Raw genomic sequence first — 20,428 nt, 5'->3', positions numbered from 1 at the left:
GGGCTTAGCGCGAAGCCGTGAACGGCAGGCCCAGGTACAGGTCCACCGCTACCGGCTTCTGGTACGCGGCGCGCGGCAGCGGGCTGTCGGGGGCGATGGTCAGGGCCAGGTTCTTGTTGGCCTCATCGACGCGCGAGTCGATGACCTTGCCGCTGAAGGTTTCATCCAGGCCGAACACCTTAAGGTCCACCGAGGTCACCCGGCCGATGTCGGTGAGCTTGTCGAACGGCACGTTGGCGGTGACGAACAGGCCTTCATCCTTGGGCAGCAAATGCACCAGTGGCGCCTGCTTGTAGCCATAGCCGTCCAGTGGCTTGCTGGGGAAGTAGACTTCGCAGTCGCACGGGCTGTTGATCACCGTCTCGATGGTGGCGCGCCCAAGCAGGGTCTGCAGGTCGCCGGGCGAGAGGTCGGCCACCGCCTTCATGTCGGCCGGGCTGGTGAAGCTGGTGGCCAGCTGAGTGGAAATGCTCGCCACTGGCGTGCCGGCCTTGACCTCGGTTTGCCCAGGCGCGAGGAGGAACTTCACATAGCCGTTGTCGGGCATGCTGATGACCTGGGCGTTGGCCGAGACCTGGGCCTGCACTGCCGGGATGCGGAAGAACAGCAGGTAGCACTTGTAGGCGACAAAGCCCAGCGCGGCGATGCCGGCAGCGGCATACAGCAGGGTGCCGACAGTGGCCTTGAGACGCTCGCCGGAGCTGCGCGCACTGGCGTACTTGTGCTTGCGTTCCTTGATGTAGTTTTCCCGCTGCATCACGTTGAACAGGCCATTGATGTCGGCGATCTCGCCCGACAGGTAGGCGCTGATGATGTAGCGCAGGATGTCGCGCTTTTGCGCGTCGAGCTCGACGAACTGGGCGCCGACTTCCTGGCCGCGCTGGGAGACGATTTTGATCTGGCTGTCGATGTTCAGGTCGACCTGGTTCAGGCGCAACTGGATCGAGGCGTGGTACAGGCTGCCGATCTTCAGCGGCTCGGGATGAACCAGGCCGATGCCGCCCAGGGAGATGTCCTGCAGGGTGCTGTCGAACGGCGGCTGGCCGGCCGCGCTGAGCTTGACCCGGGCGTTGAGTTTGGTGCGCACGTACTGGCGTTCGTCGATGGCTTCGTGGACTACGTTGGCCGGTACTGCGGGTGTACTTGAGCTACTCATGGCAGGCGCCTTTCCTTAACGTTGCGTGAGTTCGAGAAGAACCGAGATGACCCCGAAGAAAATCGCGATGGATGAAAACAGCATCGCCTTGGAGGACCAGCGGTTCAGGGCGGCATCGAAGTTGACGGCGCCGTTGCTTAACGTGGTTTTTTGCCGGGTCCAGCTCTGCTGGTCCATGTGGAACAGGGCGTAGACTTTCATCAGCGAGCCGATGATCTGGTTGTAATAAAGAACGAACGGGTACACCGGGCTGACCGGGTGGCCGGCGAACAGAAACAGCACGGTGACGATGCTGCGCGACAGCAGCACCCAGAACAGGTACACCAGCAGGTACTGGATGCCGAACACGATGCCGGCGACCACCGAGGCGGTCAGGCCCATCAGGCAGGTCCACATCGACACACGCTGGTCGAGCAACACGTACAGGGTGAACAGGCCCAGGCGGGCGCGGCCGAGCAGGGCGGTGGCACGGAAGTTCTGGCGTAGCGAGTTGCCGTACCAGCGAAACATCAACTGGCGGGTGGCGCGCCAGAAGCTGTTGTCTGGCGGATGCTCGACGGTCAGGGTGTTGCTGTCGGGCACGTAGAAGGTGTCCCAGCCAGCGCGCATCAGGCTCAGCCACGACGACTTGTCGTCACCGGTGAGGAACTGAAAGCGCCCCAGGCGCCAGTGCTGGAGAAAATCCGCTTCGACGTCGCGGATGAAGTCTGGGTCGGTCATGACACTGGCGCGAAAGAACGACAGCCGCCCGGTCAGGGTCAGCACCCGCTGCGACAAGGCCATCGAGCACATGTTGATGTGCCGCTGGACGAAGCGCATCGAGTGCCACTGGCGCATCAGGTTGCTGCCTTCGACTTCGCAGAACTCGTTGGTGGTCAGGCCGCCGACGTTGGGCAGGTAGGCAAACAGCTTGACCGCGCGCTCGACGCAGCCGGGCAGCATCATGGTGTCGCCGTCGACCACACCGACCACCGAGTCCTCCAGCGGCATCTGCCGCGACAGGGCGCGGAAGGCATGGGCCAGGCCATCACGCTTGCCGGTGCCGCGGGCGCGGACGATCACCAGCCTGATGTCGTCGCGGTCCTTGACCTCGTTGCGCATGATCTCCTTGATGAACTGCTCATCGCCCTTTTCGACGATCGAGGCGATCACCGTGCACGGCACCTTCAGCCGCTGCACCTCCTGGAACACCGACTGGTAGACCTTGAAGGTGGTGTGGGTGGGGATGCGAAAACTGGTCACCACCATGAACATGTGCGCCGGCAGTGCCGCATCGCCCATGCGCTCGACCGCCTTGCGCATGCGTGGGAACTTCCAGTGCAGGAAGTACATGCCGCGCAGGTAGTGGACGATGGCATTGCCATAGCGCCACATGCCCAGGGCACCGATGATGAAGATGAACTTGTGGTGCGCAGGGTCCAGGTACTGCGGCGCGACCATCTCCGACGCCAGCGCGATCAGGCCGAACAGGCAGGCCCAGGCGCAAAAACGCGCGCCTGCCTGCAGGTAGTCCGGCCGGCCCGAGGGCGGCTGTTGCTGTCGTTCCATGTAGTCGTTGCTCCTGTGTTCGGGCCACGCCCGGCTGAATGACATGCGCACTTTTCGCCCCTGGCCAAGACAGGGTCGGCCGGGCAGGAGGCAGGTGAGCAGTCAGTCAGGCGGGGTGCCTGGGTGAATCGCCGGGTACTCTCTGAATGGAGTATTGGGGCCTTACCAGCAGATACCTTCACGCTGGGCATCGCTGCCGTGGGCCATGAAGCCGACCAGGTCGATGATCTGCTTGCCGTCGCTGGCATCCAGGGCTTGAGCGAAACGGTCATCGTTGTTGCCCAGTACCACCACCTCGGCGTCGCGGATCACCTGCTGCAGGTCGTTGCACAGCAGCGACGAAACATGAGGGATCTTCGACTCGATGTACTCGCGGTTGGCGCCGAACACTCGGGCGTACTCGACGTTGGCGTCGTAGATGGTGAGGTCGTAGCCTTTGCCGATGAGCATTTCCGCCAGTTCCACCAGCGGGCTTTCGCGCAAGTCGTCGCTGCCGGCCTTGAAGCTCAGGCCCAGCAGGCCGATGCGGCGCTTGTCCTGGCGGGTGATCAGGTCGAAGGCGTTTTTCACCTGGTTGCGGTTACTGGCCATGATCGAGGCCAGCAGCGGGTGCTCGACGTCCAGCTGGCCGGCGCGGTAGGTGAGGGCGCGCACGTCCTTGGGCAGGCACGAGCCGCCGAAGGCGAAGCCTGGGCGCAGGTAGTAGCGCGACAGGTTGAGCTTGTAGTCCTGGCAGACCACATCCATCACTTCGCGGCCATCGACCCCGGACGCCTTGGCAATGTTGCCGATTTCATTGGCAAAACTGACCTTGGTGGCGTGCCAGACGTTGCAGGTGTACTTGATCATCTCGGCGACTTCGATCGACTTGCGGATCACCGGGGCATCCAGGCCCTGGTACAGCGACTGCAGCAGGTCGCCCGATTGCGAGTCCAGCTCGCCGATCACAGTCATGGCCGGGAAGTCGTAGTCCTGGATCGCGGTGCTTTCACGCAGGAACTCGGGGTTGACCGCCACGCCGAAGTCGATGCCGGCGCGCTTGCCGGAGTACTTCTCGAGGATCGGGATCACTACGTTCTTGGCGGTGCCGGGCAGCACGGTACTGCGCACCACAACGGTATGGCGGCTGGCCTTGTCACGCATGGCGGTGCCGATTTCGCGGCAAACCGCTTCCATGTAGACCAGGTCCAGGTCGCCGTTTTTCTTGCTTGGGGTGCCGACGCACAGCAGCGACATTTCGGTGGCCAGTACCGCGGCCTGGACATCCGTGGTGCCGCGCAGGCGGCCATGACGCACACCATCGAGCAGCAATTGCTCAAGGCCCGGCTCGACAATGGGCGACTTGCCCTGGTTGATCATGTCGATCTTGGCCGGCGAGATATCCACGCCCAGCACCTGGTGCCCACGGGCGGACAAACAGGCGGCACAGACAGCGCCCACATAACCCAATCCAAAGATACTGATATTCATAGTTCCCTCTCCCAAGGTGCAGCAAAGGCTGACCGAGATACTCAGTTAAACGGCATAGTCGACGCGGCAGACGCGCAAGAAAAAGCAGCGCGCTAAAAGGAGGCGATGCAAGCGTTTTTCGTTGTCTTATTACATCCTAAGGGAGTTTTTTTAACTTCGGCAAGCTGTCTCTAACTCTGAGTTGGATAAAGTTTAAATTCGTTCTGTTAAAGTTTAAAAACCGTTATAAATCAATGAGTTAAAGTTTGTGGTTAGTTCGGCGTCAAAAAACCGATATCTGCATATTGTCGTGAAAATGACGCCAGAAAGCCGTTGCCTCGGCTGCATCTGGCGATTTTCATGGTTTTTTTGACGGGGCTTTTCAGGTCCTCTTGAACTTATTTATTCTTCGCACAACGTTGTATTAGAGCGCCACAAATGGTCCGGTGATGGCACGTTAGCTATTAATGGAAGTTGTCGGTTTATTAGTGCCTTGTACAACAACTGCATAGGCGAGCGGCCGAGGGCCTGACGGTTGTCCTGACAATCCCTGACAGGTAGAGCGGGCTTTGACTTGTGCAGCGGACCTTATCGCGGCATAGTTCTGGCTTCGTTCGAGGCACGCCATTGAGGGCTGTGTGCTCATCCATCCGGATGCTGGATAAGGGACGTCAGACAGATGAACGGAATCGGTTCGCGTATCAGGGAAGAAAGAGAACGCCTGGGCCTGACCCAGCGTGCCTTTGGCGACATCGGTGGGGTAGAACCCAACGCCCAGGGCAAGTATGAAAGCGGTGAGCGTACCCCCAAGGCCGACTACCTGGCGGCGGTGGCGGCGCGTGGGGTCGATGCGTTGTATGTGTTGAGCGGGATGCATACCCCGGTTGAGCACAGCAGCCTGAACGCCGAAGAAGAGCAATTGCTCAGCAGTTTTCGCCTGCTGCAAACGACCGACCAGGCCGCCGTTCAGCAATTGCTGGGCAGCCTTGCCGAGCGAGGGCAGCGGCCACCGGTAAAGGCCGGTGGCTATGAGCGGGGGATGTATGGGCGGCTGTCGGGCAAATGAAAAATGACGTCAGGCAAATGACGTGTTCCGTTAGGTCTACGGCTGTATTTTTTGCTAAGGTGGCGGGATCCAATTACCGCCGCAGTGCGAGGTGTCTGCTTGATTAGGGTGCTGGTGGTCGATGACCACGATCTGGTGCGTACGGGCATCACGCGCATGCTGGCCGATATCGATGGCCTGCAGGTGGTGGGCGAGGCCGACTCCGGCGAGGCATCGCTGAAAGTTGCGCGCGAGCTCAAGCCCGACGTGGTCCTGATGGATGTGAAAATGCCCGGGATCGGCGGCCTGGAGGCGACGCGCAAACTGCTGCGCAGCCACCCGGACGTGAAAGTGGTGGCGGTAACCGTCTGTGAAGAAGACCCGTTTCCCACCCGCCTGCTGCAGGCCGGTGCCGCCGGTTACCTGACCAAGGGTGCCGGGCTGGATGAAATGGTCCAGGCCATACGCCTGGTATTTGCTGGCCAGCGCTACATCAGCCCGCAAATCGCCCAGCAGCTGGCGCTCAAGTCGTTCCAGCCGCAAGGTTCGCCATTCGATGCGTTGTCGGAGCGGGAAATTCAGATCGCCCTGATGATCGTTGGCTGCCAGAAGGTGCAGATCATCTCCGACAAGCTGTGCCTGTCACCGAAAACGGTCAATACTTACCGTTACCGGATCTTCGAAAAACTCTCGGTCACCAGCGACGTCGAGCTGACGCTGCTGGCGGTCCGCCACGGCATGGTTGACGCCAGTCTCTGAGCGCATTCATGACACCTGAGTTCGATTCAAGCGCATTCCTGGCGACCTGCAGCGGTCGCCCGGGCGTCTACCGGATGTTCGACGGTGAGGCCCGGCTGCTGTATGTGGGCAAGGCCAAGAACCTCAAGAAGCGCCTCGCCAGCTATTTTCGCAAGACTGGCCTGGCGCCGAAGACGGCTGCCCTGGTGGCGCGCATCGTCCAGGTCGAGACCACCATCACCGCCAACGAGACCGAGGCGCTGCTGCTCGAGCAGACCCTGATCAAGGAATGGCGGCCGCCGTACAACATCCTGTTGCGCGACGACAAATCCTATCCTTATGTGTTCCTCTCCGACGGTGACTACCCGCGCCTGGGCATTCACCGTGGGGCCAAGAAGCAAAAGGGCAAGTATTTCGGTCCGTACCCCAGCGCCGGTGCCATCCGCGAAAGCCTGAGCCTGCTGCAGAAGACCTTTTTTGTCCGCCAGTGCGAGGACAGCTATTACGCCAACCGCACCCGGCCGTGCCTGCAATACCAGATCAAGCGCTGCAAGGCGCCTTGTGTCGGCCTGGTCGAGCCCGAAGAGTACGCGGTGGATGTGCGCCACTCGGTGATGTTCCTTGAAGGGCGCAGCCACCAGCTGACCAACGAGCTGAACGCCGAGATGGAGCAGGCGGCCATGGCCCTGGAGTTCGAGAAGGCCGCCGAACTGCGCGACCAGATCGCCTTGCTGCGCCGGGTCCAGGACCAGCAGAGCATGGAAGGCGGCAGCGGCGACGTGGATGTCGTCGCCGCGTTCGTCAACCCCGGCGGTGCTTGCGTGCACCTGATCAGCGTGCGCGGCGGGCGGGTACTGGGCAGCAAGAACTTCTTCCCGCAGGTGGGCATCGAGGAGGAGGTGGCCGAGGTCATGGCCGCGTTCCTCTCGCAGTATTACGTGGGCAACGCCGAGCGCGAGCTGCCGGGCGAGTTGATCGTCAACGTGGTGCACGAGGACTTCGCCGCCATCACCGCCGCCATCGACACCCTGCGCGGCCGCGAACTGACCATTAGCCACCGGGTGCGCGGTACCCGTGCGCGCTGGCAGCAACTGGCGGTGACCAACGCCGAGCAGGCACTTAGCGCACGCCTGGCCAACCGTCAGCACATGGCCTCGCGCTTCGAGGCGCTGGCCCAGGTCCTGGCCCTGGACGAAACCCCGCAGCGCCTGGAGTGCTACGACATCAGTCACTCCAGCGGCGAAGCCACCGTTGCCTCCTGCGTGGTGTTCGGCCCGGAAGGGCCGCTCAAGTCCGATTACCGCCGCTACAACATCGAAGGCGTGACCCCGGGCGACGACTACGCGGCCATGCACCAGGCCCTGACCCGGCGCTTTGGCCGGCTCAAGGAAGGCGAGGGCAAGCTGCCCGACGTGCTGCTGGTGGACGGTGGCAAGGGCCAGTTGAACATGGCCCGTGAGGTGCTGCAGGAACTGGCGGTGCCCGACCTGATCCTGCTCGGGGTGGCCAAGGGCACCACGCGCAAGGCCGGTTTCGAAACCCTGTACCTCAATGACGTGGCCCACGAGTTCACCCTCAAGGGCGACTCACCGGCGCTGCACCTGATCCAGCAGATTCGCGACGAAGCCCACCGCTTTGCCATCACCGGCCACCGCGCCCGGCGTGGCAAGACCCGCCGCACCTCGACCCTCGAAGGCGTCGCCGGCGTCGGCCCGAAACGCCGCCGCGACCTGCTCAAACACTTCGGTGGCCTGCAGGAACTGACCCGCGCCAGCGTCGAAGAAATCGCCAAAGCACCGGGAATCAGTAAAAAGCTTGCCGAGTCGATTTATGCCAACCTGCATAGCGAGTAGAATGCTCGCTCACTTTGCAGCCAGTTGTGCCGATGAATATTCCAAATCTGCTTACCGTTCTTCGCGTCCTGCTCATTCCGTTCTTCATTTTGCTGTTCTATGTTCCGTATCACTGGAGCTATATCGCAGCGAGCAGTGTCTTCGCCATCGCCGCGGCCACTGACTGGCTGGACGGTTACCTGGCCCGTCGCCTGCAGCAGAGCACGCCGTTCGGTGCCTTCCTGGACCCGGTGGCCGACAAGCTGATGGTCGCTGTGGCCCTGGTCCTGCTGGTGCAAGTGCACGCCAACTTCTGGCTGACCCTGCCGGCGGCGGTGATCATCGGCCGCGAGATCGTGGTTTCGGCGCTGCGTGAATGGATGGCCGAGCTTGGGGCGAGGGCGCACGTTGCGGTGTCGAACCTGGGCAAGTGGAAGACTGCGGCGCAGATGCTCGCCCTGGTGATCCTGCTGGCCAACCCGCCGGTACTGACGTTCTGGGTGATTCTCGGCTACGCCTTGCTGATGATTTCCGCGGGCCTGACCCTGTGGTCGATGGTGCATTACCTGCGCGCCGCCTGGCCGCACCTGCGCGAAGGCTCGGAACAGAAATAAAGCTTTTTTGAATCAAGGGCTTGACGAGATTTATTGAATCGTTACAATAGTCCCCATCACGACGCGGGAATAGCTCAGTTGGTAGAGCACGACCTTGCCAAGGTCGGGGTCGCGAGTTCGAGTCTCGTTTCCCGCTCCAAATATGGCGCTACAGCATTCAGCAGAGTGCTGTAGTGATAGAAAAAAGGCCCTTCGGGGCCTTTTTTCGTTTCTGCTGTTCTGTCGTGGGCAGGTGCTTTGCCTGGCCAATAGCTCATGCGCCCTCCATCAGTGCGATTACCTGCTCCGCAAATTGGGCTAGCGGTCATTTCCAAACTCGAAAATTTACTGTTCAAGTGCGCTGTTCGCCAGATTCAGTTGCGGGTGGGCTATCTTCTGAGTGCGCCAAGGCGATTGCTATGAAATACGCAAGCTTGGAGGGATTTTCAGAAAGGCGGAAAAACTGTCGGCAATGAAGAGTGCCTCCCCCGTCTCGTGCGACCACCGGGTGACTGATGGTTCTCCGCTGAGCCCGGGCTTAGAGTAATCAAAGCAATAATAATCGCCGGTCCCGAACTCCGCGAAGGGGACGATGCATTCAAGATTCTGCCGGCTTTGCGGGAAGTTTTCGATCCAGCCCTGCCAGTTTTCTTTGAAATGTCTAACAATCGAGTCCCAGGTTTTTCTTGGGTCACGAGCGTCGTACACCGGAAAGACAGTCAGGCTGTCGATTGATTTTCCGTTATTATCCATTAGCCACTCCGAGAAAGAGCTTGGCAGCTGTCGGCCTAGTTCTGCCTCTGCGGCGTGGATCGCCTCTGTGGTTGTTCCAATTACGCGTGACTTCGACATCGGTATCTCCTCGCTTTTTGAATGAAGGAGGCGCGGTCCCAGTAGTTGTTGAGGGTAATGCCGTCGGCGTTCTGGCGTTGCTGGGTCAGGTCGGCTTCGTGGCATTGCTGAACAGTTTGGCGACGGAGCGCTCCGGTATGGCTGAGTAGCCCTACGACCTGGCGGTACTCACTGTGATGCGACCAGCCTGAAGCAGCTCGATATGGATGACCGTTTCGTCGTCTGGGGTGGGTGTTGACTCCTGAATGATGACTCCGTCAATACAGGCTACCCGCATGCGATGGCGCAGGGCCCTTCCTTGCGGATCGAAGAAGAGCTCACTGGCGAGGCTTTCCACCTGCTCAACCAAGGTGCGGGTGCGTTCGTCGGTTGTACAGAAGAACAGCACGCCACTCCAGTGGTCATCATCGTCCGGGTTCTCGACGTTGTGGTCGACGAGCTGCTGCAGGGCTTGCCTTAACTCGGCAATTTGGGTTTTCAGTGGGCCCATGGCCTCATCCTCCGTTGATGCTGAGGTGTGGTCGCAATCCGTGCGAGCAAAACCGCCGTGGTCTGTAAGAGTCGTCGAGGCGAACAATGGCGCTCATGTAGTCTCCATCATTGCGTGTAACTATCTCGCTATTTTTTTGCGGGATCGTTTAGGGACGGCAAATATTCTTATGATGTCTTCATTGCAGGCATCGTCAAAAAACCTGCTTTCATAGAATGTAAAGCTACTTTTCAGATTGCACCTTGAAAAGTGCTCTTGAATGGTTGCGAGCTCAACGGATTTGTTGTTCGGGTTGTTGTTCTTTAGGGCTTTTTGGAATTGATGATTCTTGCTCTTGTTTGGGTAAATGAATATATTTGGAATGATGTGGGGGTTTTCAGAAGAGGTGGAGAAATCTGTAAATGTTATTGCGACGAATAGCTCGCTTTCATTGATGTTTTTTGATCTTGCCAACGTGGTTATTGAGTTGATCAAGAACACTGAAAGTCCTATCAGGAAATCTAGAGCATTGCTGTCTCCTAAAGCGGCGGCAAGCGGGTCTAGTCTGCTGTATCTTGAAATAAGTGGAATTTCTTCAAAGCTTTCGTGGCCAAGAAAAAATACGTCTAGGTCATTGTATGGTTCCTTGCTTATTATCGAGCTGTATAGGTCTGTCATTATCATTTTGGGGTATGCTCCAGCCGTGATCATTAAGCCATTCAATTATTTTTTTGGAAAATGTTACCTCGCTGCGGCCCTTGTCGTGGATTGGTTTTAGGTCAAGGCTTGGGCATGTACGCTCGAAACCTTGTGACCCGGTGGTAGCCAATACGCTCATACACGGGAGCACCGGCCTCGGTGGCATGCAAGCTGGTTCGAGTCAGGCCGGTAGCTTCGTAGGCACACTGCAGGGCATGGCGCACGGTGGCATGGCCAAACCCCTTGCGTTGCGCTTCAGGCAGCGTCGCCACCAAGGCCAGGTACAACTGCCCGTCATTGACGATGGCGGCAGATGTCGAGACCGGCACGCCGTTATCGTAACCGACATAGGCATACGCACTGGACCTCCACAGATCCGATCCCATCAGGCCCGCTCGACCCGCCGCAAGGGGCAAGCCGTAGCCTGCACTGTTGATATCGGCATAGGCCTGCAGGATTTCTTCATTCTCCGCTCGCTTGAATGTCAGGGCCGGGTGCAGGTTGTGTTCGGCGAACGGCAGGAGGTTACCCACCATGCCCGTCAGGTGCAGGGCAAACACCAAGCCTGTGCTATCGACGATGGTCTCCATTTGCTCCAGCAGGCTTGCGCTCAAATAGTCCTCGCACACATACACCAAGCCGTCGTGCTGTTTGCTTTTCATATACCTCTGGGCGGTTGTGAGCCGGGTGCGCAAATGTTCAGCGTCGCTGATCTGTTCGGTCAGGTACAGCGCGTTCCAGAACGCAAAGGCATTGTCTGCCCAGCGCATCGACAGGCCAGGTTCGTCGGCCAGATTGGCACCCGGGTGATCACCGGCGAGGCGTTTCCACATCGACAGAAATTGGAAGTTACTTTCATCTATTTCATTTTTGTTCATTGTTTTAGCGGCTCGTTGTTCAGAGCTTCAAGCTCCGGAGGCGGGAGTGCACGCGGTAAACACGATGACGCGCGAAGATGCAATTCGTGCAGGCCATCGGCCTGTCACCCGTGATATTGATCGGGGCAAACAGGGCAACCTGTCCGTCGTCAGCGAAGTTTAGGAAGCTAGGCTTTCGTCCACAATTCGCTAGCGGAATTCAGGACTGGTCTGACGCTAAATGTATCAGTGGTCTGACAGGTACGACCTACAGCGGGAGCGGTCTATCTCGTTTGCGACCGCTGGAATGCCCGGTTTTACAGGCACGGTCCGATCACCTGGCCTTGCCAGATTGCCCAGGCGGCTTCCCAGCCTTGCTCATGCGTCGCAGCAGGGATGATCACCCGTTGATTGCACCGGCTTGAGCCGGACGTGCCGCGAAAGCTGGCGGATATGTCGCCAGTAATCATCTTGTCTGCGCCTCCCAGCAAGTGGCGCTGAGGGAGTGACTTGAGGCGGTCCCGATAGACCATCGGGTCCAGCGAACCGTTCAGGGGCGACAAGCCTTTGAGCTGTACCCACAAGCCTGGATCAAGATTGCCGGCGATGGTCTGGATCTGTGCGACATCGTCCCGTTGCGCGGCCAACAGTACGGCCAACGCCGCGCCACCTGAATAGCCCACCAACTCGAACTGGCGATTGCCAACACGCTGCTTGAGCCGGTCCAGCGCCTCGCTGAGGCTGGTCACCACCTCTTGCGAAAAGCGTCGATCAGTCCACAGCGCCGCCGTGCAACCGGCAGCCGAGACAAACTGGCATGGCCGGGCAAGGTAGGCATTGGGTGTTGGATCATTGATTGCCAGGCGCGCCACCAGCAGGTTGCGCGGGCTTGGGTCGAGGCTCGGCTGGGTAGCCGTGGCCCAGGCATGGCCGTCGCCTTCCAGGTACACCCGCAGGCGCTCGGTTGGGCGCTGTGCAGACGGCGGCAGCAGGGCCAGCGGGAACGCCTGGCCCGGCACGATTTCTACGTGGCGACCGTGCTGTTCAGCCAGTTGTTGCAACCCTTGATAGGGGGATTGGCAGGCACAGAGAAGGGCGCTGACCAGCAGCGCCCCCACGGTTTGCCAGAGGCCGGCCCACGGGCGTGGGCCGGCAAGACGCATGCTCATCAGAAGTCGTAACGGACTTTCGCCGAGAACACGTCGGCATCGAAGCCCGACTTGCCGATGTAGTCGTAGTTGACGCCCAGGGTTACCGCGCCCAGTTTGTAGTCGGCACCCACGCCGGCTTCATAGCTGTCACGCGCCGCCTTGGCACCGCTGGTCACGAACGGCGTGCTGCCGGCCAGGAAGGTCGAGGTGCTTTTCGCTTCGTCAGCGGCAAAGTCGTGATATGCCATCAGCTTGGCTTGCGGCTCCAGGGTACCGGCGCCCAGGGCGAAGCTGCCGGCCACGCGCAGGCCTGCACCCAGCTCGATGGCTTCGTAACGCTGGTCTTCAACTTTCAGCGCCGCCGAAGAGCCTTTTTCACGGTAGCCGTCGATGTTCACCAGGCTGTAGCGGGCAGCCAGGCGCGGTTCGACCAGAACCTGCGGGTTGATGTGGTAGGTGTAGCCACCGATCAGGTTCAGGCCCAGCAGATCGCTGTCATAGTCAGCTTTGGCTTGCGTGCCGGCAATGCTGCGCTTGCTCTGGTTGTCGTTGAAGCCATAGGTCAGGCTGGCATCGACGAAGTAGTTGCCGTGCTCGAACCCGCCGTAGAGGGTAAAGGCATGGCTGTCGACTTCGGTCTGGTTGCCGCTTTTGCCGTTCACGTCGGTGTTGATGAAGCTGTAGGCCAGACCCAGGGTCAGGTTGTCGTTGAGCTTGCCATCGGCACCCACGGCGATACCGCGGCTATAGGCGTTGTAGCCGGCCACGCCGTCACGCAGGTCCTGGCTGGCGTCGCTGTACAGCGACTGCACCCAGACACCGGCTTCCTTGAAGCCTTCGCCCGAGGAGGCGCCGCGCAGCGAGCTGGTGCGGCTGCCGGTGACGTTGCTCACCAGGTTCTGGCTGGTGGTGGCTGCCTGGGTCGCGCCGCCGTTGGTTTCCGGGGTCAGTTCCGAGGCCAGCTTGGCGATCTGGGCTTCGTCGGCGTTGAGCAGGGCCTGCTTGAACGGGTCGTTGTTGGCCAGCTTGCCGATCATGCCGTCGGCGGTCAGGCTGTTCAGGGCTTTCTGGCTGTTGGCCGAACCACCCTGGTTGGTGATGATCTGCTCGACTTCTTCCTTGCCCTTGCCGGTGACTACCGCCACCACCTGGTTGTTGTCGACGGTGAAGCTGTCGACCTTGAGCAGCGCCGAGCTGCTGACCAGGTTGAGTTTGCCGTTCGGGTCGACGCTTTCGCCGTCGGCGCCCAGCAGCTCGATCTGGCCGGCTTCGAGCAGTTTGTAGGTGCTGCCGTTGGCGTTGAAGTCTTCGCCTTTGGCCGCCAGTTGCAACTGGGCGCCCTGGCCGAACTGGGTGGTGCCGCTGACCTTCAGCACGGCTGTGTTGGCGTCGGTGGCGCTGCTCAGGTTCAGGCCCAGGGCCGAATTGCCGGCGACGTACAGGTTGCCGTCGATGCTGCTGTGCGGGGCCTCGAAGGTCAGGGTGGTTTTCAGGTTGTCGCTGACGCTGCCGACATCGATCCAGCCGCCGTCTTTGAGGCGAATGTTGGCGCCGTCAGCGCGGCTGTCGGTACCGGTGAACGAGGTGTCGCCTTCGATCTCGATGTTGCTCAGGTCGATCAGGTTACCGACGATGACGCTGCCTTTGCGCAGGATCAGCTCGACCGGGCGGTTGCTTTGCGAGGCGTCGATGGCCTCGTCGGCAGAAATGATCGAACCGCTGTTGAAGATGTTGAAATCGCCTTCTTCTTTGTACCAGGGCTGGGCGCCCGGGCTGTCGAAGTCGCTGAAGCCAATGGCGATGGCGGCGTCTTCGGCGCGGATGGTGCCGGTGTTGACCAGGTGGTTGTTCATGCCGGTGAAGCTGGCACCGTCGATGCGGATGCCCTCGGCGTCGTTGCCGTTGGCAATGATGGTGCCGTGGTTCTCGATGCCGGCCAGGTCGACCATGTCGGTGTAAACGCCCGAGCCGCTGGTGGTGGCGTCGATGCCGGTGGCGCCTTCGCCGGTGACTTCGATCAGGCCGCGGTTGATGACCTTGCCGACGATCTCGCCGCCTTCAAGGTTGATGCCTTTGGCGTCTTCGCCCTTGGCGATGATCTTGCCGCTGGCGGCGTTGAGCAGGTCACCCTTGATTACCGAGGAGCCGGAGAAATCCACCGCGCGGGCGACATCGCGGCCGCCGTCGTCGTTCAGCGGTGCGCCTTCTGCGTAGAGCAGGCCTTCGTTGATGACGCTGCCGCCGATCTTCGCCGGGTCGATCATCAGCGCGTTGGCGCCACCGCCGATGGCGGAAATGCTGCCCTTGTTGATCACGTCGCCGCCAACGCTGTTGGCGACCCACGGCTGCGTGCCTTCCCAGACATCCATGTCGACGCCGCCGGCGAAGTCACCGGTGCTGTTGATGGTGGCGTTGAGAATCAGGTCTTTCTCGATGCTCGAGCCATTGAGCTCGATAGCATCTTCGTCGCTGCCGCCGGTGTAGGCGCCGTTGATCTCGAGATTACCGCTGTAGCGCTGGTGCTCGCTTTTAAAGCCGGCGTTGGTCAGTTGGACAGTTTCAGCGAGGGCGGGCAGGGCAGTGGCGGTTACGGCCAGGGCGAGCAGGGTTTTGCGGAACATCACGGGGGTCACGGTTCATTCCTTTAGCGGCGTTTTGAGTGCTTCGCTTCCGTGCGGGCTGGACCTTGCAGCGACAAAAAAAGGTGGGCCACGCAGAAGAGCGCGGCGATGGTAAATTAGTTGACGTCAAAATGATATCACTTGCCTGTACAACCGCTATTTGACCCGAAACGGTTGCGCCGCCATGAATGCCACCGGCAGCAGCGGCGCGGCGAGGATCATCAACACGCCATCAGCGGTGACAGTGACCGGTGTCAGCAGCACTTGGGTGACCTTGCTCTTTTCTCTGTAGGCCGAAACCTGAAGGGTATAGCTGCTGTTGAGTGCGCTGCCCTCAAGGGCGCTGATGTCCTTGCTGGATTTAAAGCGGCTGCCTTTTATCTTGTAGCGATGCAGCAGGGCGTCCTCTTGCGCTGACGCCACGAAGCCCAGCGTTTTGGCCTCGTTGACCTCGTGTGCTTGAAGTTGCTCAAGCCCGGGAATCTTGAGTTCGAATTCGCCGTCCAGGGTTTCGTACATGCTGACGTGGACCGGTAGAAACTTGGCCTGCATCTTGGCATGCAACCCTGAGCGGATCGCCTGCAACAGTTTGGGTTCGACCAGGATGAAGTAGTGGTACTTTTTGCCCAGCACCACAAAGCTCTTCTGGTCCGCCGTCACATACAGCTGGCTCACCTGCTCTGTATAGACTTCGTCGCTGGCCCGCGGCTCGTACAGCTTGCTGGTCAGGCAGCCACTGATGCTGGCGATGGCCAGCGCAGACAATGCGGCCCTGAGCAATCCTGGCCTGGCTGGGGGCTTGTGCATGTTTTATCCATTCCATGGAGGGGGCGTTGGTGGATCATAACCTGTAAGTGGTGCGATAGCGTTTAACAAACTGCGCAATGCAGGCCCGCCACAACAGCGGGCCTGCCACACGCGTCAGAGCTTGGGAAGTTGTCCTACACGTCCCATCATTTCCGTCACCACCTGCAGGTCCAGAAGGAACTGCTCCACCGTCTTGAACTCGTTGTCGTTATGCCCGGTGTACTTGACGTCGGGCATGGCCAAGCCGAACTGCACGCCGTTGGGCAGTTCATGCACGGAGGTAGCGCCAGCGGAGGTGCCGAACTCGTGCTTCATGCCCAGGTTCTCGCTGGCGACGGCCAGCAGCGCCTTGACCCATTCACCCTCGGGGTTGCGGTACATCGGCTCGGCGATCGAGTAGTCGAAGGTCGGCGTGATGTGGCTCTGCTTGCTCCACGCGTCCAGCTTGCTGGCGATTTCGCTCTTCAGGGTTTCTGGGCTTTTGCCCTTTGGCACCCGCAGGTTGACCGCCAGTTTCAAGGCTTTGTCATCCAGGCCGACGTAGGTCAGCGAGGTGGTCAGCGGGCCCATGAAGCTGTCCGAGAAACCGACCCCCAGCTTGCCGCCCAGGTAGTCCAGGCCCCAGTTGTCGGCAGCGTAGCGGGCGGCATCGGTGACGTGGTTGTGCTTGAGCGCGACCTTGGCGTCGAGGCCGTTGATGAAGTCGAGCATCCGCGCCACCGGGTTGACCCCGGACTCCGGTTCAGAAGAGTGCGCCGAGACGCCGGTGACGGTCAGTTTGACGTCCTTGCCATCGACCTTGGCGCTGACCTCGAAGTTGCCGCCATTGGCCTTGGCATACTCGGCGCCGGCTTTTTGCAGGGTCGCGGCCAGCGCGTCGGGCTTGTCGGTTACCAGGGTAGCTACCGAGGTCGAAGGGATCTGGTTGGTGGCCAGGCCGCCGGTCAGCGTGGTGATTTCCGCGCCTTTGCCATCGCCTGCGCGCCGGGCAAAGCTGGCCATGACCGTGCCGTAGCCTTTCTCGGCAATCACTACCGGGTAGCCACCGTCCAGTGCCAGGTTGTAGTTGGGTGTCGGGTTGCGCTCGAAGTAGTAGGGAATGGCGTCGCCGGTGGTCTCTTCGGTGGTGTCGACCAGCAGCTTGAAGTTGCGTGCCAGCGGCAGCCTCTCTTCTTTGATGATTTTCATGGCGTACATCGCCACGACGATGCCGTTCTTGTCGTCTTCGGTGCCGCGACCGTACATGCGATCGCCAACCAGGGTGACCTTGAACGGGTCGAGTCGGGTTCCATCCTTGAGTACCCAGTTCTCCGGGGTTACCGGCACTACGTCGGCGTGGGCATGAATGCCGACCACTTCATCGCCTTGGCCTTCGAGGGAAATTTCGTAGACACGGTTGTCGATGTTGCGAAAGTTCAGGTTGAAGGCCTGGGCCAGGCTCTTGATCTTCTCGGCGATCTTGATGAACTCGGGGTTGTCGTGCTGATTGACGCCGTCGACGCGAAAGGTCGGTATGGCCACCAGTTCACGCAAGGTCTGGGTGGCCGCATCGCCGTACTTGACCCGCGCATAGATGCCCAGCAGGCGATGGATTTCGTTCTGTTGTTCAGCTGTCAGCTGCTTGTTGGTGAGGAAGGCGGCGATGCTCTGGTCGAGCTTGTCGGCCTTGCCGAGTTCGCTTTTCTCCACACTGGCCAGGAACTGGCGAAAATCCTTGACCGAAGCGTCGCTGAAGCGCTTGAGAATGGCCGCGCTCTGCTGCGGGGTGAGGTTGGCATAGGCAGGCGAGGTGATCGATGCCAGGCCAGCGAGCATCAGAGTGGCCGCAGCCAGTTTTTTCAGGGCGAAATTCATTGCGGGGGGCATTCCTTTGCGGGCAAATGATGAGAAAGGATGGGTGCAACAAAACATTTCCAAGCTACCACTTAGAGGGGCTGGTACGGGAGTACCTGAAGTGGGATGTGTCGCACAGAATCGTAAAAGCGGCGCAGAAACGAAAAAGCGTGCGGACGAGGGCTTCATTTCAAGCGGCAGTTGGGGTCTGGCCGAGCAGATGCAGGCTAAAAGGCCGGGGGAGCCGGACCCAATTGATAACGTTGCCGCAGTCGATCAGTTGTCCCTGAGCAATCAGTTATCGACATGTTTGAAGAACTCCCATTGTCTGCCGTCGAAACGCATCAGCTTGTCGGATGCTAGGGCCCACATGACTCCGTCCTTTGATTCAATGCTGGATACTTCATGCGCGGTAACGCGCAGTTTTTTAATTGCTCCATCTTGCAAGCTGTAAATTCCATCACTGCCCCCGATGTACGTTACTCCTTGGTACTCGGTTGCAGAGTAGAAGTCTATGGTGGTGTTTTTTCGTGCAATGACATTGAATCCGCTCTTGGCGTTTCCTTTAAGAATGGTGCCTTGTGCGCCTACTATCAGTACGGTGGTGAGGTCAGGGTATAACAGTAGCGCGTGCAGGTCCGCTGCTGTTAGTTGCTTTAAGGTGTTCCAGTGTGTTCCGTCATGATGAGCAATAAAGCCACGAGAGCCGACAGTGTATATATTGTTTTTCAAGCCGGCGATATCGAACAAGTCGACTGTTTGTTTAATTATAGTGTCGATTGTTTCTCTGTATCTTGGGTCTTCGGGATCGAGGTGTGTGCTTGCTGTTTGCAATATGCCATCGTCAAACTGTTCCCAGTTTGAGTGGTTTCTCCTGTAAATTTGTCCTCTTCGCCCGCACGCGTAAAGCATGCCGTTGATATAGCTAAGCTTATTGACGTAGCCATATAGTTTGCTGGTGGGTAATAAACCGGCATCTTCTATTTTTTCGAGGGTTGTTTCTTGGCGGCTAAAGCACTCAATATCACCCTCTTCACTGAGCGCATAAACTTTTCGCACCTCACCGGGCACCGGTGGTGGAAAGCACGTTGAGACGACATGCCAGTTTGGTAAATCATGGTAAAACCATTTGTCACTGTTTTTATGTTGGTAGAAAAACATTCTCGAGTACGGTAGGTCAAAAGAAGAGTTGGTAAAGGAACAGGACATATAGTACATGTCTTTGTCGATGGCTGAGCCGGTATTCATTGTTATAGTGTTGCTTTGATTTGCAGGCATATATTTTTCTCCTTAAAAGTCGCCGGCTCCCATTTTTCCGAGCGAGTGTGGTGGTACTGATTTAATGAGCTTTCCAGACTTGTCCGCCCGAACCTTTAGGTTTCCCGGTAAACCTTTTATTTCGTGATAAGTTCTCAGCTGGGCTTCAAGCAGTGCAGGGTTACAGCCGGTGACGTTTGCCACGGCCAACGCACCTATAACTTCAAGGTCGAATAGACGCGCCGTGCCAGGAGGGTGATTTTTTAAACCTAATACCGTCTCCAGTGGGTCATAAATTTTGTGTATTTTTCCGTGTTGGTCGGTTAGTCCTTTGCCTTTGACACAAATAACCAAACCATCTGATTCGCTCAACCCACCAGAAATTTGATTTCTGTTCTTCCCCGTTCGTGGTCCTTGGCGAAAAACACGATCAGGCACCACATGATGCCCCGTCAAACCCTGGGCTTTACACGTGTCGGGCTTATATGGTCGTAACCGGCATTTTTCGTTACCTAAGATTCTTCCGCCGCTATTGTTTTTCTTGGCTTGATTTTTGGTAGATTTTTTTCCTGTTTTACTAATGCTTTTCCCAATCAATACGCTTCCTTTTATTGTATCTCCTACGAAGGGTATTGCTGCCGTTGCGGATAAAGTAGCGTTTGCAGTGTCGCCTTCTACTGCGTAGATGCCCGCATTAATCATATCGGGTATGGCGCCAATTCCGGGGGTGAACCCCATTAAATCCAAACTTCCATGAGCCCATGGGCTGATATGAGTCCACCAATTTTTTTCCAGTTCTGCTTCAACTTCGATAGATGGATTCGCTTGCCATGCTGAAACTTTCGAAGGTGCTGTCTCCCCCACAACCCGCCCCAACGTATTCCCCGACCTGAACGAACCGAACGGCGGCATTGCGGCAACTTCTAGTTCTAACAAGGTCGTTCGAAGTTGCTCATAGCGCTCTTCATCCAGGGCGCGTGATTCGTGGTAGGGCTTACCCTGTGCATCGGTACCGAAGAGATCCACTTGCACCGTACCGTCGCCGTTGGCCTGCAGCAGCATCTCGTCGAGTTTGAGCAACTGGTTCGGATGCGGACGCATCGGCACGCTGATCGCTCGTACTTCGGTGCGGGCCAGTTCGGTAATGGACTCACTCATCGTCCATCACCGCCCGTTCATCCAGAACAGATCGTTGTGGCGCACAACTCGCTTCTTCTCAGCCCTTACCGTGCTGCTTTTTTCTTTGGGGTAGCACTTGCCGGCTACCGTGTTGCTCTTGATGCCTTTGGCAGCGCCCGCCTGATCGCCGTTGGTCTTGGGCACCAGGCTTTTGTCGAACACCACCACCGGTTTGCCATTGACGCGTACAGAGCCGGCCACGCCGGTGGCAGATTTGAGCTCGGCGGTGACCGGGTAGGGCACCGGCGGGACAGCGCCGCCCATTGGCGTCTTGCAAACATCCGGCACGATGCTGACGACCTTCCACCGGTCCTGCTTGCGGGCGATGACATTGTCGGCCAT

At 58.9% G+C, this 20,428-nt stretch carries 18 protein-coding genes and 1 tRNA gene; 5 read left to right on the top strand and 14 right to left on the bottom strand.

Annotated features, from left to right (window positions below; genetic code table 11):
- Nucleotides 1–4: 4 nt before the first annotated feature.
- The 3 genes from F8N82_RS12560 to F8N82_RS12550 all read right to left on the bottom strand — a co-directional run bounded on the left by F8N82_RS12560 (nt 5) and on the right by F8N82_RS12550 (nt 4,174).
- Complete coding sequence (locus tag F8N82_RS12560) at nt 5–1,156, bottom strand: PilZ domain-containing protein (protein WP_095163021.1); 1,152 nt, start codon at nt 1,154–1,156, stop codon at nt 5–7.
- Between the two features lie 15 nt (nt 1,157–1,171).
- Entirely contained in the window at nt 1,172–2,704 is a 1,533-nt protein-coding gene (locus tag F8N82_RS12555) for a glycosyltransferase (RefSeq protein WP_080764750.1), read from the bottom strand.
- A gap of 162 nt (nt 2,705–2,866) precedes the next feature.
- Complete coding sequence (locus F8N82_RS12550; protein ID WP_038995613.1) at nt 2,867–4,174, bottom strand: nucleotide sugar dehydrogenase; 1,308 nt, start codon at nt 4,172–4,174, stop codon at nt 2,867–2,869.
- A 658-nt stretch (nt 4,175–4,832) separates the two neighbouring features.
- On the opposite strand from F8N82_RS12550, the gene F8N82_RS12545 reads away from it, so the two are divergent.
- From F8N82_RS12545 to F8N82_RS12525, 5 genes are all read left to right on the top strand, one after another.
- A complete protein-coding gene (locus F8N82_RS12545) occupies nt 4,833–5,219 on the top strand; it encodes a helix-turn-helix domain-containing protein (protein WP_038995611.1) in 387 nt (128 codons plus the stop codon).
- 99 nt (nt 5,220–5,318) lie between these two features.
- Entirely contained in the window at nt 5,319–5,957 is a 639-nt protein-coding gene (gacA, locus tag F8N82_RS12540; protein WP_010221877.1) for a response regulator transcription factor GacA, read from the top strand.
- A gap of 8 nt (nt 5,958–5,965) precedes the next feature.
- Entirely contained in the window at nt 5,966–7,789 is a 1,824-nt protein-coding gene (gene uvrC, locus F8N82_RS12535) for an excinuclease ABC subunit UvrC (RefSeq protein ID WP_038995610.1), read from the top strand.
- Between the two features lie 32 nt (nt 7,790–7,821).
- Nucleotides 7,822–8,382 (top strand): CDP-diacylglycerol--glycerol-3-phosphate 3-phosphatidyltransferase, encoded by a 561-nt coding sequence (pgsA, locus tag F8N82_RS12530; protein ID WP_038995609.1) that lies wholly within the window; start codon nt 7,822–7,824, stop codon nt 8,380–8,382.
- 63 nt (nt 8,383–8,445) lie between these two features.
- Nucleotides 8,446–8,521 (top strand) — tRNA-Gly (locus F8N82_RS12525).
- Between the two features lie 257 nt (nt 8,522–8,778).
- Here the strand turns inward: F8N82_RS12525 and F8N82_RS12520 are convergent.
- The 11 genes from F8N82_RS12520 to F8N82_RS12470 all read right to left on the bottom strand — a co-directional run bounded on the left by F8N82_RS12520 (nt 8,779) and on the right by F8N82_RS12470 (nt 20,428).
- Nucleotides 8,779–9,213, bottom strand: a complete 435-nt coding sequence (locus tag F8N82_RS12520) for an SMI1/KNR4 family protein (RefSeq protein WP_052251514.1) — start codon at nt 9,211–9,213, stop codon at nt 8,779–8,781.
- A gap of 151 nt (nt 9,214–9,364) precedes the next feature.
- Nucleotides 9,365–9,703: a hypothetical protein gene (locus F8N82_RS12515; protein ID WP_038995608.1), complete on the bottom strand. Its 339-nt coding sequence runs from the start codon at nt 9,701–9,703 to the stop codon at nt 9,365–9,367.
- 120 nt (nt 9,704–9,823) lie between these two features.
- Nucleotides 9,824–10,393: an Imm15 family immunity protein gene (locus F8N82_RS12510; protein ID WP_150777031.1), complete on the bottom strand. Its 570-nt coding sequence runs from the start codon at nt 10,391–10,393 to the stop codon at nt 9,824–9,826.
- 68 nt (nt 10,394–10,461) lie between these two features.
- Nucleotides 10,462–11,259, bottom strand: coding sequence for a GNAT family N-acetyltransferase (locus F8N82_RS12505; RefSeq protein ID WP_038995605.1), 798 nt, complete (start codon nt 11,257–11,259; stop codon nt 10,462–10,464).
- A 296-nt stretch (nt 11,260–11,555) separates the two neighbouring features.
- Complete coding sequence (locus F8N82_RS12500) at nt 11,556–12,407, bottom strand: alpha/beta hydrolase (RefSeq protein WP_038995604.1); 852 nt, start codon at nt 12,405–12,407, stop codon at nt 11,556–11,558.
- Nucleotides 12,407–15,022 carry an autotransporter outer membrane beta-barrel domain-containing protein gene (locus F8N82_RS12495; protein ID WP_425328534.1) on the bottom strand — a complete coding sequence of 872 codons (2,616 nt, stop codon included), beginning with the start codon at nt 15,020–15,022 and terminating at the stop codon, nt 12,407–12,409. The genes F8N82_RS12500 and F8N82_RS12495 overlap by 1 nt, the downstream gene beginning before the upstream one ends.
- 144 nt (nt 15,023–15,166) lie before the next feature.
- Nucleotides 15,167–15,817, bottom strand: coding sequence for a hypothetical protein (locus F8N82_RS12490; RefSeq protein WP_038995601.1), 651 nt, complete (start codon nt 15,815–15,817; stop codon nt 15,167–15,169).
- A 114-nt stretch (nt 15,818–15,931) separates the two neighbouring features.
- Nucleotides 15,932–17,671: a dipeptidase gene (locus F8N82_RS12485; RefSeq protein WP_038995600.1), complete on the bottom strand. Its 1,740-nt coding sequence runs from the start codon at nt 17,669–17,671 to the stop codon at nt 15,932–15,934.
- A gap of 273 nt (nt 17,672–17,944) precedes the next feature.
- Entirely contained in the window at nt 17,945–18,928 is a 984-nt protein-coding gene (locus F8N82_RS12480) for a hypothetical protein (protein WP_038995598.1), read from the bottom strand.
- A gap of 12 nt (nt 18,929–18,940) precedes the next feature.
- A complete protein-coding gene (locus F8N82_RS12475; protein WP_141231075.1) occupies nt 18,941–20,065 on the bottom strand; it encodes a hypothetical protein in 1,125 nt (374 codons plus the stop codon).
- 6 nt (nt 20,066–20,071) lie between these two features.
- Nucleotides 20,072–20,428 (bottom strand): DUF4150 domain-containing protein, encoded by a 357-nt coding sequence (locus F8N82_RS12470; protein WP_038995597.1) that lies wholly within the window; start codon nt 20,426–20,428, stop codon nt 20,072–20,074.

Origin of the sequence: Pseudomonas fluorescens (assembly GCF_902497775.2) — a bacterium.
In the GTDB taxonomy this organism is placed as follows: domain Bacteria; phylum Pseudomonadota; class Gammaproteobacteria; order Pseudomonadales; family Pseudomonadaceae; genus Aquipseudomonas; species Aquipseudomonas putida_F.
This window is presented reverse-complemented; position numbering and strand designations above follow the sequence as displayed.

What these genes read in the sequence shown, in the direction of transcription:
- F8N82_RS12515 (WP_038995608.1), bottom strand. Translation starts at nt 9,703, where the DNA reads ATGGGCCCACTGAAAACCCAAATTGCCGAGTTAAGGCAAGCCCTGCAG.
- F8N82_RS12555 (WP_080764750.1), bottom strand. Translation starts at nt 2,704, where the DNA reads ATGGAACGACAGCAACAGCCGCCCTCGGGCCGGCCGGACTACCTGCAG.
- F8N82_RS12490 (WP_038995601.1), bottom strand. Translation starts at nt 15,817, where the DNA reads ATGCACAAGCCCCCAGCCAGGCCAGGATTGCTCAGGGCCGCATTGTCT.
- F8N82_RS12500 (WP_038995604.1), bottom strand. Translation starts at nt 12,407, where the DNA reads ATGAGCATGCGTCTTGCCGGCCCACGCCCGTGGGCCGGCCTCTGGCAA.
- F8N82_RS12545 (WP_038995611.1), top strand. Translation starts at nt 4,833, where the DNA reads ATGAACGGAATCGGTTCGCGTATCAGGGAAGAAAGAGAACGCCTGGGC.
- uvrC (WP_038995610.1), top strand. Translation starts at nt 5,966, where the DNA reads ATGACACCTGAGTTCGATTCAAGCGCATTCCTGGCGACCTGCAGCGGT.
- F8N82_RS12520 (WP_052251514.1), bottom strand. Translation starts at nt 9,213, where the DNA reads ATGTCGAAGTCACGCGTAATTGGAACAACCACAGAGGCGATCCACGCC.
- F8N82_RS12485 (WP_038995600.1), bottom strand. Translation starts at nt 17,671, where the DNA reads ATGAATTTCGCCCTGAAAAAACTGGCTGCGGCCACTCTGATGCTCGCT.
- F8N82_RS12475 (WP_141231075.1), bottom strand. Translation starts at nt 20,065, where the DNA reads ATGAGTGAGTCCATTACCGAACTGGCCCGCACCGAAGTACGAGCGATC.
- F8N82_RS12510 (WP_150777031.1), bottom strand. Translation starts at nt 10,393, where the DNA reads ATGATCACGGCTGGAGCATACCCCAAAATGATAATGACAGACCTATAC.
- pgsA (WP_038995609.1), top strand. Translation starts at nt 7,822, where the DNA reads ATGAATATTCCAAATCTGCTTACCGTTCTTCGCGTCCTGCTCATTCCG.
- F8N82_RS12560 (WP_095163021.1), bottom strand. Translation starts at nt 1,156, where the DNA reads ATGAGTAGCTCAAGTACACCCGCAGTACCGGCCAACGTAGTCCACGAA.
- F8N82_RS12550 (WP_038995613.1), bottom strand. Translation starts at nt 4,174, where the DNA reads ATGAATATCAGTATCTTTGGATTGGGTTATGTGGGCGCTGTCTGTGCC.
- F8N82_RS12470 (WP_038995597.1), bottom strand. Translation starts at nt 20,428, where the DNA reads ATGGCCGACAATGTCATCGCCCGCAAGCAGGACCGGTGGAAGGTCGTC.
- F8N82_RS12480 (WP_038995598.1), bottom strand. Translation starts at nt 18,928, where the DNA reads ATGCCTGCAAATCAAAGCAACACTATAACAATGAATACCGGCTCAGCC.
- F8N82_RS12505 (WP_038995605.1), bottom strand. Translation starts at nt 11,259, where the DNA reads ATGAACAAAAATGAAATAGATGAAAGTAACTTCCAATTTCTGTCGATG.